The following is a 13,540-nucleotide window of genomic DNA, read 5'->3' as shown; positions in this document are numbered from 1 at the left end:
GAGAAGGTTTTTACCATGTGGCAAGTACGAGACGACGAACCCCAGTACGCTTTTTTGAAAGAACCGAAAGCGCCTGAAGTTAATTACTACGAGGCGCCGATTGACCTGATTGCGCGTTCCGGTGGCGAAGCGCAGCCGGGGCGGGAAATGTTCATCAATAATGAGCCGGGCGTTGGTACGAATCCCAATCGCAATAAGCAGCATGCCTTTCACTTTACCGCAGACAACTGTATTGGCTGTCATGCCTGTGAGGCTGCCTGTTCTGAGAAGAATGACAATCCTGCGCATATCAGTTTTCGCAGCGTTGGTTATGTGGAGGGCGGAACCTATCCGGATTTTCGTCGGATGAATATCTCCATGGCCTGCAACCACTGCGACAATCCGGTATGTCTTAAAGGCTGCCCGACGCGTGCCTACACCAAACATGCAGAATATGGCGCGGTGCTGCAAGATCCGGAAACCTGTTTTGGTTGTGGTTACTGTACTTGGGTGTGCCCTTACAATGCGCCGCAGCTCGATCCGATCAAAGGGCAGGTGTCCAAATGCAACATGTGTGTAGATCGGCTGGAGGTAAACCTGAAGCCGGCCTGTGTTTCGGCCTGTCTCGGTAATGCGCTTAATTTTGGTGTGGTAGAGGATCTGCCAGAGAATCGAGAGCAGGGTAAGGTATCGATTCCCGGTTTTCCCGACCCTGAAATTACCCACCCGAACATCCGTTTCCAGCAAGTTAAAACTATGCCCGATGAGGTGACGCGTCCCGACGGCATGCCCGTGAAGTACCATCGCGATGAAGATGGCCAGTACCGTCCCGTGGTGGATCAAAAGAAAGGTGTGGAGCGGCACTGGAATCTAAAGCGTTTAAGCTCACGAGAGAATCCGCTGGTCATTTTTACCTTGGTCAGTCAGGCGGCGTTGGGTCTGTTTTTCAGCGCCTTCCTGGGAGCGCAGCTCGGGTTTGAACCCGCGCAAACGCTTCGGGCGTCTGTCATGTATGTGCCGCTGGTAACACTTGCAGTGGCATTTGCGGGCTTGGGAATGCTGATGTCAGCGACCCATTTGGGTAAACCTTTGCGCTTCTATCGCGGCTTCAACAACCTTAGACACTCGCCTGTATGTCGCGAAGGACTAGGAATGCTTCTATTTATGGTGTTTACCGGATTGCACATGTTGGCGGTGCTGCCGGAAAATGCAGTCTTTCAATCGGTGCTGGGAGACTGGGGCAGCTATACAACGCTGGCCTCGGTGTTCGGATGGTTAGCTGTGCCCAGCGGTTTGGTGGGGCTCTACTATATGTATCGCTGTTACCGCATACCAGCACGGCCTTTCTGGGACCACTGGCAGACGGCCACCGCTTTTGTTGGTACCAGCCTTACCTTCGGAGGCTTGTTGCTGGGCCTGGTTGGTGTGCCCACGCTGATGCTGGGTGGGCAGGATGTGAGTACGCTCACAGTGCTGTGTGCAGCGCTGGTGTTTGCCGGCTGCTTACTGGAATCACTGGGTCTGTGGCGCCACGGCAGCGAGATGAATGTGGGGAATAACGAAGGCAGCGCATCGCACTATGTGCAGTGCACGGTGTTTGGCAAGAGCTATGCCTTACGCAATGCCCTGCTGGGGGTAAATCTGGCCGTATCCGGTGGATTTCTGCTCGGGCTGTTCAATGCTGGGCCGCTGATGTTGGTCCTGGCGGCCGTATTGTCGCTGTCTACGTTTGCGGTCGCGGTAATAGGGCGGGCGCTGTTCTATGTGCTGGTTATACCCACAACCATGCCGGGTGCATTTTTCTGGAAGAACAAGGATTTCGAAGAGCACGCTCGGGAAATTGGGCTGGCCCATATGCCGCAGGTGGGTGTGGTCTACCATAATCACTGAGTGGCTACGGGCTCGCTGACGATTGCCGCGCTAAGCGCGGCAATTTTGTTATGGGCGGCCTGTAGTATTGGGCCGTTCAGGCTTGAGGGCGGCTTTGAGTTCTATGCTCGGCTTTTGGGTTTTGCCTAGAGGCTGGGGTGTTAGGCAAAGTAACTAACGGGCTTTCTTCTATTAGAGGGCCGAATCTTCTCGATGTCTCTGTAGTTTCCCGCCTGCTTTTCCGTGCGCATGCGCGCCACAACAGATTCCAATACCCGTTGCTTGTGAGCGGCAAAGTGCTGTGTGCGGTGCTGGTGTTGTTCAGCCAACGCGTGCTCACGCTCGACTGCCTCACCCCGGGGTATATAGTCGCCGCTCAGAATCTGCTGTTTGGTGTACGGCAATTTCACTGGTTTCGTCTTATTGTTCTGTCAGTTCAGGGTGGATGGCTGTTGTCACACCACCAATGACTCGATTGCGGTTAAGTGTGAACTAGGTCGCACTTTATCAATTTCAGGGGGTTTGGTCAAATAGTGATCAGTGCTTGCTCCGGGCACAAAAAACCCCGGGCATGCCGGGGTTTTTGTAGTGCCTAAAGGGCTGGTATCAGACGAACTGGAGAATCGCCAGAAATACAACTGTCAGCGCGATGCTGCAGTGGACCACACCTTTGACAGTAGTCATCGGACCAGTCTTGCCGAAAATGGCATTCAGTTCCAGGGCGGCGATCAGTGCCAGAACAATCCACAGGCCCAGTGGCAGGCTGTTCATGCCGTAGCTGGCAGCGCCGGTGCCGTGGAAAGAGCCCATCATGCCGATCAGCATTGGGCCGGAGAACAGGGTGTTGGTGCGCGATGCCAGGCCGGCTTTCGGGGCGGCAGCGGCAGCATCACCAGGGGTAATACCACACACAATCTTCTGGTTTGGCCAGATGATCAGCCAGACGTTAAGGAACATCAGGGTACCCAGAACCGCGCCCATGATGATGTAGGAGTCCCAGCCGTGAGACTGGCGAACCAGCTCCAGCAGTACCACACCGGTCAGGAAGGTAAACATGGCGCCCCAGCGGAACCACCACAGTGCACGTGGTGCCAGCTTCTTGACAGCGTCGGCTTTGGCGCCAGCTTCCGCTTCTTTGAAGTATTCGGTTTGAACGAAATTGAAGTAGTACAGGAGGCCGATCCACGTGATGCCAAACAGCACGTGAAGCCAACGGAACAGAACGTCGGTGGTAATAAAGTTTTCCATAGCAGTTCCTATCAATAGTGGCAGGTTGAACTTTTATTGGTACCCGACATCACAGGTGAATGGCGGGAGCTTGTAGTGCCGGCAGTATAGCAAAAAGATTGAATGTCTAGAAATATCCTTCTGATGTGTCAGTTTTTTTTGGAGCCCGAAGAGGTGAATTTCACCGCTTTTTCCGGCGCTGTACTGCTGTCATAATGAGCGCCGCACGGCCCACTTAGGAGTTGCCATGACAGACCCGAAAAGACCCGATGGAATCAGGCCAGAGGCAGATGAGATTCAGGCCTACCAGCGCGATCGCCGTACGCGGATGGTCGATCGGATTGGCGATGTCCCCGCCGTGAGCAGTGAGGGAGGCGGCTCAAGGGTCGGCGGTGGCTGGCTGATGTGGCTGGTGATCGTGGTGCTATTGGGTGGCGCTTACTATTTGTACAAGCAGCTGGACATCGCGCTGGCCCAGCAGACCTTGGATCAGCAACGGATTCTTCGCCTTGAGAAGCAGCTTAATGTCACTGATGAAAGCGTCAGCGAGACCAGTGACCAGTTTCAGAAGCAAATGGAATTTCTGGATACCGAAATTCGAAAGTTGTGGGACAACGTCTGGAAGCGCAGCAAGCAGCAGCTCGCAGATCATGAAACCAAGATTGAAGCGATGGAGAAAACGCTGGCGTCACTGAATACGCAGTTTGCCTCGCTGAATACGAAAATTGCGGCAGCAGAAAAAGCGACTGCGGGATACAAAAGCGAACTTGATACGCTTAAAGCCCAGCTCGATAAAACGCGCGCTATGACCGAAGCGCACCGGGGTCAGATTGCCGACCTCAAAGCCGGCGGCAATATGGCGGAGAAAGTTGCGAAGCTGGAGGCGCGGATTCAATCCAATGAAGAGTGGCTTGAATCAGTCAATGCTTTCCGCAAGCAGGTTAACCGTGACCTGGCCAATCTGCGTGATACGGTGAGCCGCTACCACTCTGGAGCGTCGCCCTCGCCATAGCTTGATTGAACAGCACCGGTGAAAGGCTGCTGACTCTGAGGTATACTGCCGCCCCCGAATCGCGCGGGTGGGGCGGCTAGTTTTCTGGATCGTCCGGCTCGCAGTATAGTGAGGCAGCCGATGACCGTAATTCGTAAAGATGACCTGATCAGCACAGTCGCTGATGCTCTTCAATACATCTCCTACTACCATCCCGTCGATTTCATCCAGGGCGTTTACCAGGCCTACCAGCGCGAGCAGAACCCCGGCGCGAAAGACGCCATGGCGCAGATCCTGATCAACTCTCGCATGTGCGCGGAAGGGCATCGCCCGATTTGCCAGGACACGGGTATCGTTACCGTCTTCCTGAAAGTTGGTATGAATGTGCAATGGGAAAGCGATATCTCGGTCACTGATATGGTGAACGAAGGTGTTCGTCGGGCCTACAACAATCCAGACAACGTGCTGCGAGCCTCCATTCTGTCCGATCCTGACGGAGCCCGTCAGAACACTAAAGACAACACCCCCGCAGTTATTCACTATGAGATCGTACCAGGTGACAAGGTCGAGGTTTACGTGGCGGCCAAGGGCGGCGGCAGTGAGGCTAAATCCAAGTTTGCGATGCTCAATCCGTCGGACTCTGTAGTCGACTGGGTGTTGGAGCAGGTGCCCAAAATGGGTGCTGGCTGGTGCCCTCCGGGCATGCTGGGTATTGGTATTGGCGGCACAGCCGAAAAAGCGATGCTGGTGGCCAAGGAAGCACTGCTGGACCCTATCGATATTCACGAGCTGCGTGAGCGCGGCCCGGCGAACCGCTCAGAAGAGTTGCGGCTGGAGTTGATGGAAAAGGTGAACAAGCTGGGTATCGGTGCTCAGGGGTTGGGCGGTCTGACCACCGTGCTGGACGTTAAAGTGAAAGATTATCCGACCCACGCAGCCAACAAAGCCGTGGCAATTATTCCCAACTGCGCGGCGACTCGACACGCTCACGTCACGCTGGACGGTTCAGGTCCAGCCACGCTGACACCGCCGTCACTGGACGACTGGCCTGATATCACCTGGGAAGTTGGTGAAGGTGTGCGCCGGGTTAATCTCGACACCGTTACGGCAGAAGAAGTTAAAGCTTGGAAACCCGGTGAGACCCTGCTGCTGAACGGAAAAATGTTGACTGGCCGCGATGCCGCCCACAAGAAAATGGTCGATATGCTCGCTAACGGTGAAAAACTGCCGGTGGATATGAAGGGCCGCTTCATCTACTACGTTGGGCCGGTAGATCCGGTGCGCGACGAAGTGGTTGGCCCGGCTGGTCCGACAACGGCCACCCGCATGGATAAATTTACTCGCACCATGCTTGAGGAAACGGGCTTGCTCGGCATGATCGGCAAGGCCGAGCGTGGCGATACGGCAATTGACGCGATTCGCGACAGCGAAGCGGTCTACCTCATGGCCGTTGGTGGTGCCGCTTATCTGGTAGCTCAGGCGATCAAGCATGCCGAAGTGGTCGCGTTCCCGGAACTGGGGATGGAAGCCATTTACGAGTTTGACGTAGTGGACATGCCGGTGACAGTGGCGGTGGATACCCATGGCGATTCGGTACACAAGTCTGGCCCGGCCAAATGGGCGAAGATGATTGAGGAGCAGGCGATCGAGGTCGTCTAAGTATCCCGCCTTCTGCCCTCTCCCTGCGGGGGAGGGCATTTGCAATCTCCCGCTGCCCCATGTGAAATACCGCAAACTCAAGCGGAATCCTCATCTTGTCTAACCACACCTTTTATTGGCACGACTACGAAACCTGGGGGGCAGACCCCACGTTTGATCGAGCGTCCCAGTTTGCCGGTGTTCGCACCGATGCGGATCTCAATATCATTGGCGAACCGCTGGTGATCTACAACCGGCCCACGCCGGATGTCGTGCCGCATCCGGAAGCATGCCTGGTGACGGGCATCACGCCGCAAGAGGCCCTGAATAAAGGTGTCAGTGAGCGTGAATTTATCAGTGCAATTCACCGCGAGCTGTCTCAACCGGGCACCTGTGGCGCGGGCTACAACAGTATCCGCTTTGACGATGAGGTAACCCGCTTCACGCTCTATCGCAACTTCATAGACCCCTATGCCCGGGAATGGCAGAACGGCAATTCACGTTGGGATCTTATTGATGTGGTACGTTTGTGCTGTGCTCTGCGCCCAGAGGGAATTGAGTGGCCACGACGAGACGATGGAGAAATAAGCTTTAAGTTGGAGTTGCTTACCGCTGCCAATGGTCTTGCTCATGAATCTGCGCACGATGCCTTTTCCGACGTGCTGGCCACTATTGAGCTGGCGCGTATCATTAAGACCCGCAAGCCCAAGCTGTTCGACTATGCGCTGTCGTTGCGGAAAAAGCAGACCGTTGCCCAGTTGCTGGACCTAAACCGGCAAAAGCCCCTATTGCATATCTCATCTCGTTATCCGGCCAGCCGCTTCTGCTCGGCGCTAGTGATGCCATTGGCGATGCATCCGGTGAATAAGAACAGCGTGATAGCGGTCGATTTGATGGCCGACCCTGAGCCGCTGCTGACACTATCACCCGCCAAAGTTGCTGAGCGGGTTTTTGCTCGCAGCGATGATCTGGCCGAGGGCGTGGAGCGTATCCCGCTCAAGGAAATTCATCTCAACCGCTCGCCCATGCTGGCCACGCTGAACCTGCTCGACGACGCGGCGCAGGAGCGCTTGCAGATTGATATGGCGCGGTGTGAAGCGCATTGGCAAATGCTGAGCAAAGCAGACTTGCGCCATAAGCTGAGCGATATCTACAGTCAACGTGAATTTGCTGAGCATACGGATCCTGAGCGAATGCTATACAGTGGCGGCTTCTTCAGTAATGAAGACCGGCGGCTGATGGACGAAGTTACTCGCAGCTCAGGCGATCAGTTAGCCGACAGGACGTTCCCCTTTTCCGATAGTCGGCTGGCGGAGATGTTGTTTCGTTATCGCGCGCGCAATTTTCCGAACTCGCTCACACCCGAGGAACAGTTGCATTGGCAGGAATTCTGTCACAGCCGAGTTCACGAGGAAGATGGCGGGGGTGGTCTCACCGCGGGGCAATGCCTGGCGCGTATTGCCGAGTTGCGCCCCGGCCAGTCGCCGGCCAGGCAGCAGGTGCTCGATTCGCTGGCGGATTACGTGAAAGGTCTGCCGTGACAGTACCCGTGCAAAGTGCTTGGTGGGTGTATATGATCCGCGCTCAGAGCGGCAAGCTCTACACCGGTATCAGTACCGATGTGGCGCGGCGATTTCGCGAGCACGCCGGTGAGCTGCCCAACGGCGCGCGCTTCTTTCGCGGTGACCCGCCGGAGGCACTGGTCTATCAGGAAGAAGCGATGGATCGTTCCAGTGCTTCGCGTCGAGAAGCTCAAATCAAAGCACTGCGCCGGTCCGATAAGCTACAACTGATCGCCCACTATCAACAGGAAAAAGCCCTTGGCTGATGTAACTGAAGACCGCAAAGCCAGCAAAAACCTTGGTGTTTTAAAGGCCATGCTGCAGTTTTTGCGACCGTATCGACTGCAGGTTGTTGGCGCCAGTATTGCGTTGGTCTTTACTGCGGGCATTACCCTGTCGCTCGGGCAGGGGATCCGGCTGCTGGTGGACGAAGGGTTTTCGTCGGGTACCCCGGCCATGTTGAACCAGGCCCTGCTCATTTTTATGGGGCTGGTCATGTTGTTGGCGCTGGGCACGTTTACCCGCTTTTATCTGGTGTCATGGATTGGTGAGCGGGTCAGTGCAGATCTGCGTAAAGCGGTTTTTGATCATGTGGTCACCCTCCATCCCGGTTTTTTTGAAACCAACGTGTCAGGCGAGATTCAGTCGCGAATTACTACCGACACGACGTTACTCCAGACTGTGATTGGCTCGTCGGTTTCCATTGCACTGCGCAATGCGCTTATGTTCGTAGGCGGCATAATCTGGCTGATTATTACCAATCCCAAGCTAACCAGCATGGTGTTGCTGAGTGTGCCGCTGATTGTCATTCCCATTTTGGTGTTCGGGCGACGGGTGCGGGCATTGTCGCGCAGCTCTCAGGACAGTATAGCCAGCGTCGGCAGCTTTGTTGGCGAGGCCATCAAGAATATTAAAGTGCTGCAGGCCTTTAATTATCAGCAGCGTGACAAGGCACTGTTTGCGCGCCATGTAGAGCATGCATTTGCCATCGCTGTTCGTCGTATTAATCAGCGCGCCTGGCTGTCGACAATCGTGATTTTGCTGGTGCTCGGTGCAATTGCGGCCATGCTCTGGGTCGGCGGTCACGACGTGTTGGCCGGTCGTATATCCAGCGGTGAGTTGGCGGCTTTTGTGTTTTATGCCTTGATGGTGGCGGCCTCTGTGGGTGCTATCTCCGAAGTCTACGGCGATCTGCAGCGCGCCGCAGGAGCCACCGAGCGCTTACTCGAGCTGCTGTCGGCGCGCAGCCTGATTGTTCCCCCAGCGGTACCACGCGAGTTGCCGACAACCGTCACCGGTGAGCTGTGGCTGAAGGATGTGTGCTTTGCCTATCCGTCGCGGCCGGACTACTGGGCCATCAATGCGCTTAATCTGCGCGTGCCGGCGGGCAGTAGTATGGCCTTGGTGGGCAGCTCCGGCGCGGGGAAATCGACGCTGGTGGATTTACTGCTGAGGTTTTATGACGTGCAGTCCGGCAGTATTTCGCTTGATGGTGTGGATGTGCGCGAACTTAACCCGGAAACCCTGCGTGACCAGATTGCGCTGGTGCCCCAGCAGCCGGTGTTGTTTACCGGTACGGTGGCAGACAATATCCGTTACGGAAATCCTGATGCCAGCGAGGATCAGCTGATTGCCGCCGCCAAGGCAGCTTATGCCCACGAATTTATTGAGCGGCTGCCTGAAGGGTACGACAGTTTTGTGGGTGAGGGCGGAGTGCGTCTGTCTGGCGGTCAACGCCAGCGTGTCGCCATTGCTCGTGCCATTTTAAAAGACCCCAAACTGCTGCTGCTGGACGAAGCGACCAGCGCGCTGGATGCCGAGAGCGAGTTCCAGGTACAGCAGGCATTGCAGCGATTAATGAAAGACCGGACTACCATCGTGATTGCGCACCGCTTGGCCACTGTCGTCAAGGTGGATAAGATAGCGGTGCTTGATCATGGCCGGTTGGCGGCGCTCGGCACCCACGGTGAATTGATTAAAGAATCACCGCTCTATGCTCGTTGGGCCAGTCTGCAGTTTGATCACGACCAGGTCGATCCCGCTGCGGTCTCTGACACAGAGCCGCTTTTGAAGAAACAGGAGTCAGAGTGAAGTTTACCGGCAGCCATATTCTGTCCATTACCCAATTTGAGCGCGAACAGATCGAGCAGGTGTTTGCAGTAGCCGATCGCATGCAACCTTATGCCCATCGACAGAAGGTGACGCGCGTGCTCGATGGCGCCATCCTCGGCAATATGTTTTTTGAGCCTTCCACGCGCACTCGAGTGAGCTTTGGCTGTGCGTTTAATCTGCTGGGAGGTGAAGTGCGGGAAACGACCGGCTTTGAAAGCTCGGCACTGGCCAAGGGGGAATCGCTCTACGATACCGCCCGGGTATTGAGTGGTTACAGCGATGTCATTGTCATGCGCCACCCGACCTCCGGTTCAGTCGCGGAGTTTGCGCGTGCCAGCCGGGTGCCGGTGATTAATGGGGGGGACGGTTCCAACGAGCACCCCAGTCAGGCATTGTTGGATCTGTACACCATTCAGAAAGAGTTGCGCCACAAGGGTCGCGAGGGTATCGACGGGCTACGCATTGCCATGATTGGTGATCTCAAATACGGTCGCACAGTGCACTCCCTGTGTAAGCTGTTGTGCCTGTTCGACAATGTAACCGTGACCCTGATTTCCCCTGACGAATTACGTATGCCGCAAGAGATTGTTGAAAGTCTACGCGCTGCGGGCAATAAAGTGGTTGAGAGTGATGCGATGGAATCCAGCATTGGTCATGTAGACATCGCCTATTCCACTCGCATTCAGGCAGAGCGTTTTGCCAGTAAGGAAGAGGCGGACCTTTATCGCGGTCGTTACCGCCTGAATCAGTCGGTATACACACGATTCTGTGAACCAAACACTGTCATCATGCATCCGCTGCCGCGTGACTCGCGGGCTGAGGCCAATGAGCTGGATAACGATCTGAATGAAAATCCGAATCTGGCGATTTTTCGGCAGGCGGACAACGGTGTGCTGGTACGTATGGCGCTATTTGCCCTGATTCTGGATGTGGCAAACGAGGTGGACCGCCACGCCCGCGATGTGAACTGGTACACCGAGCGACGCTTCTGATGAGCTTCTCCCGCGACGACTTTACAGTCTCTTCCGAGCAGACCCTGTGGAAGGGTTTTTTTGAAGTGGTAGACGTAAGCCTGCGTCATCGCCTGTTCGACGGCGGCTGGAGCGGCGACATTCGCCGCGTGGTTGCACGCCGCAGGCAGGCGGTCGGGGTGCTGATCTACGATCCAGCGCTAGATGCCTTGGCTGTGGCTGAACAGTTTCGGGTTGGCGCACTGGCGCGCAATCCTTCGCCCTGGCTGATGGAGTTGATCGCCGGGTTGATGGAAGCCGGGGAGTCGCCAGAAGATGTAGCGCACCGAGAAAGTCAGGAGGAGGCTGGTGTCACCCTGAGAGCATTGGAAAAAGTCGCCTCGTACTACTCGTCACCTGGTGGTAGCGATGAATATTTCCATCTCTACTGCGGCTGCGCAGACCTTTCTGCAGCGGCAGGGGTGCATGGTTTGGCGGAAGAGAATGAAGATATCCGCCTGCATGTGTTGCCGGTAAACGACGTTTTGGCAATGATGGATGATGGCCGGATAGACAATGCACACTCGCTCGTTGCCCTTAACTGGTTTGCTCGCCATCACAACCGTCTGCGCGATCTCTGGCGTTGATGATGGCCGAAAATAAACCGCCTAAGGCTAGCGGTCTGCTGCGTTCCAGTGCCGTGGTGGCCGTGATGACCCTGTTGTCGCGCGTGCTGGGGCTGGCGCGAGACATTGTTATTGCAGCCATGGTGGGCGCAACTGCCAACGCCGATGCCTTCTTTGTCGCGTTCAAAATCCCTAATTTCCTGCGCCGTCTGTTCGCTGAGGGTGCCTTTTCCCAGGCTTTTGTGCCCGTGCTGGCGGAATATCGGGAAAAGGGAAGTTTGGCCACCGTGCAGCATCTGGTGGACCGCGTGGCTGGCGTACTCGGGGGCGTATTGTTGCTGGTCACCACGCTAGCCGTTATTGGTGCGCCGGTGGTGGCCACTATTTTCGCACCGGGGTTTTATAACGATGCGGCTAAATTTGCCCTCACGGCAGATATGATTCGCATTACCTTTCCCTATCTGTTCCTGATCTCCATGACCGGTTTTGCCGGCGCCATATTGAACAGCTATGGTCGCTTTGCGATCCCCGCGTTTACTCCGGTGTTGTTGAATGTTTGCCTGATTGGCGCCGCGCTGTGGATATCTCCACTGATGACGGAGCCTGCCGTGGGCCTGGCTTGGGGGGTCCTGTTGGCCGGATTCTGTCAGTTGGTGTTTCAACTGCCGTTTTTAAAGCGTATTCATCTATTGCCGCGACCGCGCTGGCACTGGCGTGACGAAGGGGTGCAGAAAATCATTGGACTGATGATTCCGGCGCTATTTGGTGTGTCAGTGAGTCAGATCAACTTGTTGCTAGATACGGTTATTGCCTCTTTCTTGCCCACCGGTAGCGTGTCCTGGCTGTATTATTCGGATCGACTGGTGGAGCTGCCACTTGGGGTATTCGCCATTGCCATCGGCACGGTGATCCTGCCGAGCCTGTCGCGCCATAATATTGGCAGCGATGAAAAGTCGTTTTCAGCGACCTTAGATTGGGCCATGCGTGCGGTACTGATCCTGGGTGTGCCCGCTGCGGTGGCGCTGTTCATTCTGGCTGAGCCGGTGCTCATTACGCTGTTCCAGTACGGTGAGTTGTCGATGCGTGATGTGGCCATGGCCACTTTCAGCCTGCGTGCCTATACCCTTGGCCTGCTGGCCTTTATGCTCATTAAAGTGCTGGCGCCAGGCTACTTTGCGCAGCAGGACACGAAAACCCCGGTCAAGATCGGCGTGGTCGCGATGGCGGCCAATATGGTGCTGAATCTGCTGTTTGCCATTCCCCTGCATCACTATTTCCAGTTGGGCCATGTGGGGCTTGCGCTGGCGACGGCAGGGTCGGCCAGTTTGAACGCCGGGCTGCTTTTTGCGGGTTTGCGCCGCAGTGGGACCTATCAGCCGCGCCCGGGCTGGCTGGCTTATAGCCTGCGCCTTGGCTGCGCGACAGCAGCGATGGCCGCCGTGCTTGTGCTATTGTTGGCGCGCGTGCCGGCCTGGGATGCGCTCACTGCGCCGGCCCGGGCTTATGAGATGGCCCTGCTCTGTTTTGCCGGGCTCTTGGCCTACATTGTGACTCTGGGCGCGCTTGGTGTGCGTCTCAGACATTTCAGAGGCCAGACGACTAAGTTATAATCACGCGCTTCTTTATGCAGCGAGCCCCTCATGGAGTTAATCCGAGGATTTAACAGCATCCGCGATCGGCACAAGGGTTGCGTGGCGACCATTGGCGCATTTGACGGAGTACACCTCGGGCATCAGGCGGTTCTGCAACAGCTGATGGCCAAAGGGCGCGAATTGGGCCTGCCAACGACAGTGGTGGTCTTTGAGCCCCTCCCGCGGGAGTTTTTTTCCCCGCACGAAGCGCCGCCCCGCCTGATGAGCTTTCGCGAGCGCTTTCACGCCCTGCGCGAGCTGGGTATAGATCAGATAATGCGGATTCGCTTCAGCGCCAGCTTTCGGGAAATGGGCGCGATGGAGTTTATCCGCAAGCTCTTTGTGGACGGCATTGAAGCCAAATACATTGTGGTGGGCGATGACTTGCGATTTGGTCGTGACCGCAGTGGTGGCTTTGGCATGTTGAAAGCCGCAGGCCAAACATACGGTTTTGAGGTGGTGGATACCGCCACCCTGACGCAGGGCAATGAGCGTGTCAGCAGCACGCGGATACGGGAAGTACTGGCCGAGGCCAATTTTTCCGAGGCTGAGCGCCTGTTGGGGCGCCCCTATAGCATTGCCGGACGTGTCATTGTCGGTCAGCAGTTGGGTCGTACGCTGGGTGTGCCGACAGCCAATATGGAGTTGCACCGGCTGCGATCGCCCTTGGCGGGTGTGTTTGCAGTAGAAGTGGAGTGCCCGGACGGCGTTATTCGCCCAGGGGTGGCCAATGTGGGCACCCGGCCGACGGTGGATAACCTGCCCAAGGCAATCCTGGAAGTACATGTGCTGGATTACAGCGGTAACCTGTACCGGCGTAATATCAAGGTGCTGTTCCGCAAGAAGCTGCGAAACGAAATTCGTTTTGATGGACTGGATGCCCTGAAAACCCAGATTCACAGGGATATTGACGAAGCGCGCAATTATTTCGCTGAGCGCGGCGATGCTTGATTTT

General features: G+C 56.1%; 12 protein-coding genes. 10 read left to right on the top strand and 2 right to left on the bottom strand.

Annotation, left to right across the window (positions count from 1 at the left end; translation table 11 throughout):
* Positions 1-15: 15 nt before the first annotated feature.
* On the top strand, positions 16-1,869 hold the full coding sequence (locus AC222A_RS09585; protein ID WP_372749716.1) for a DmsC/YnfH family molybdoenzyme membrane anchor subunit: 1,854 nt from the start codon (positions 16-18) through the stop codon (positions 1,867-1,869).
* A 140-nt stretch (positions 1,870-2,009) separates the two neighbouring features.
* Here AC222A_RS09585 and AC222A_RS09580 read toward each other — a convergent pair whose 3' ends face one another.
* A complete protein-coding gene (locus tag AC222A_RS09580; protein ID WP_486774899.1) occupies positions 2,010-2,258 on the bottom strand; it encodes a hypothetical protein in 249 nt (82 codons plus the stop codon).
* 196 nt (positions 2,259-2,454) lie between these two features.
* On the bottom strand, positions 2,455-3,096 hold the full coding sequence (locus tag AC222A_RS09575) for a urate hydroxylase PuuD (RefSeq protein WP_372749936.1): 642 nt from the start codon (positions 3,094-3,096) through the stop codon (positions 2,455-2,457).
* 226 nt (positions 3,097-3,322) lie between these two features.
* Here AC222A_RS09575 and AC222A_RS09570 point away from each other — a divergent pair, with 226 nt between their 5' ends.
* The 9 genes from AC222A_RS09570 (at position 3,323) to ribF (ending at position 13,536) form a co-directional block, all read left to right on the top strand.
* The gene (locus AC222A_RS09570; RefSeq protein WP_486774898.1) at positions 3,323-4,087 is read left to right on the top strand and encodes a hypothetical protein; all 765 of its coding nucleotides are present in this window, start codon (positions 3,323-3,325) and stop codon (positions 4,085-4,087) included.
* A gap of 120 nt (positions 4,088-4,207) precedes the next feature.
* Positions 4,208-5,725, top strand: coding sequence for a fumarate hydratase (locus AC222A_RS09565; RefSeq protein ID WP_372763672.1), 1,518 nt, complete (start codon positions 4,208-4,210; stop codon positions 5,723-5,725).
* Between the two features lie 95 nt (positions 5,726-5,820).
* Complete coding sequence (gene sbcB, locus AC222A_RS09560) at positions 5,821-7,245, top strand: exodeoxyribonuclease I (RefSeq protein WP_372750381.1); 1,425 nt, start codon at positions 5,821-5,823, stop codon at positions 7,243-7,245.
* Positions 7,246-7,277: 32 nt separating this feature from the next.
* Positions 7,278-7,532: a GIY-YIG nuclease family protein gene (locus AC222A_RS09555; protein ID WP_372750382.1), complete on the top strand. Its 255-nt coding sequence runs from the start codon at positions 7,278-7,280 to the stop codon at positions 7,530-7,532.
* Between the two features lie 49 nt (positions 7,533-7,581).
* Positions 7,582-9,357, top strand: coding sequence for an ABC transporter transmembrane domain-containing protein (locus AC222A_RS09550; RefSeq protein ID WP_372758227.1), 1,776 nt, complete (start codon positions 7,582-7,584; stop codon positions 9,355-9,357).
* Positions 9,354-10,370 (top strand): aspartate carbamoyltransferase, encoded by a 1,017-nt coding sequence (locus AC222A_RS09545; protein WP_372747297.1) that lies wholly within the window; start codon positions 9,354-9,356, stop codon positions 10,368-10,370. The genes AC222A_RS09550 and AC222A_RS09545 overlap by 4 nt, the downstream gene beginning before the upstream one ends.
* Positions 10,370-10,975 (top strand): NUDIX domain-containing protein, encoded by a 606-nt coding sequence (locus tag AC222A_RS09540; protein ID WP_372747296.1) that lies wholly within the window; start codon positions 10,370-10,372, stop codon positions 10,973-10,975. The genes AC222A_RS09545 and AC222A_RS09540 overlap by 1 nt, the downstream gene beginning before the upstream one ends.
* Positions 10,975-12,564: a murein biosynthesis integral membrane protein MurJ gene (gene murJ, locus AC222A_RS09535; protein WP_372747295.1), complete on the top strand. Its 1,590-nt coding sequence runs from the start codon at positions 10,975-10,977 to the stop codon at positions 12,562-12,564. Before AC222A_RS09540 ends, murJ begins: the two co-directional genes overlap by 1 nt.
* A 30-nt stretch (positions 12,565-12,594) precedes the next feature.
* Complete coding sequence (gene ribF, locus AC222A_RS09530; protein WP_372747294.1) at positions 12,595-13,536, top strand: bifunctional riboflavin kinase/FAD synthetase; 942 nt, start codon at positions 12,595-12,597, stop codon at positions 13,534-13,536.
* Positions 13,537-13,540: the final 4 nt, after the last annotated feature.

The organism is Litorivivens sp., assembly GCF_057445395.1.
This window is presented reverse-complemented; position numbering and strand designations above follow the sequence as displayed.

Bases quoted from the DNA above. Each gene is read 5' to 3' on its own strand.
- AC222A_RS09585 (WP_372749716.1), top strand. From the start codon at position 16: ATGTGGCAAGTACGAGACGACGAACCCCAGTACGCTTTTTTGAAAGAA.
- AC222A_RS09575 (WP_372749936.1), bottom strand. From the start codon at position 3,096: ATGGAAAACTTTATTACCACCGACGTTCTGTTCCGTTGGCTTCACGTG.
- AC222A_RS09570 (WP_486774898.1), top strand. From the start codon at position 3,323: ATGACAGACCCGAAAAGACCCGATGGAATCAGGCCAGAGGCAGATGAG.
- AC222A_RS09565 (WP_372763672.1), top strand. From the start codon at position 4,208: ATGACCGTAATTCGTAAAGATGACCTGATCAGCACAGTCGCTGATGCT.
- AC222A_RS09555 (WP_372750382.1), top strand. From the start codon at position 7,278: ATGATCCGCGCTCAGAGCGGCAAGCTCTACACCGGTATCAGTACCGAT.
- AC222A_RS09550 (WP_372758227.1), top strand. From the start codon at position 7,582: ATGCTGCAGTTTTTGCGACCGTATCGACTGCAGGTTGTTGGCGCCAGT.
- AC222A_RS09540 (WP_372747296.1), top strand. From the start codon at position 10,370: ATGAGCTTCTCCCGCGACGACTTTACAGTCTCTTCCGAGCAGACCCTG.
- murJ (WP_372747295.1), top strand. From the start codon at position 10,975: ATGATGGCCGAAAATAAACCGCCTAAGGCTAGCGGTCTGCTGCGTTCC.
- ribF (WP_372747294.1), top strand. From the start codon at position 12,595: ATGGAGTTAATCCGAGGATTTAACAGCATCCGCGATCGGCACAAGGGT.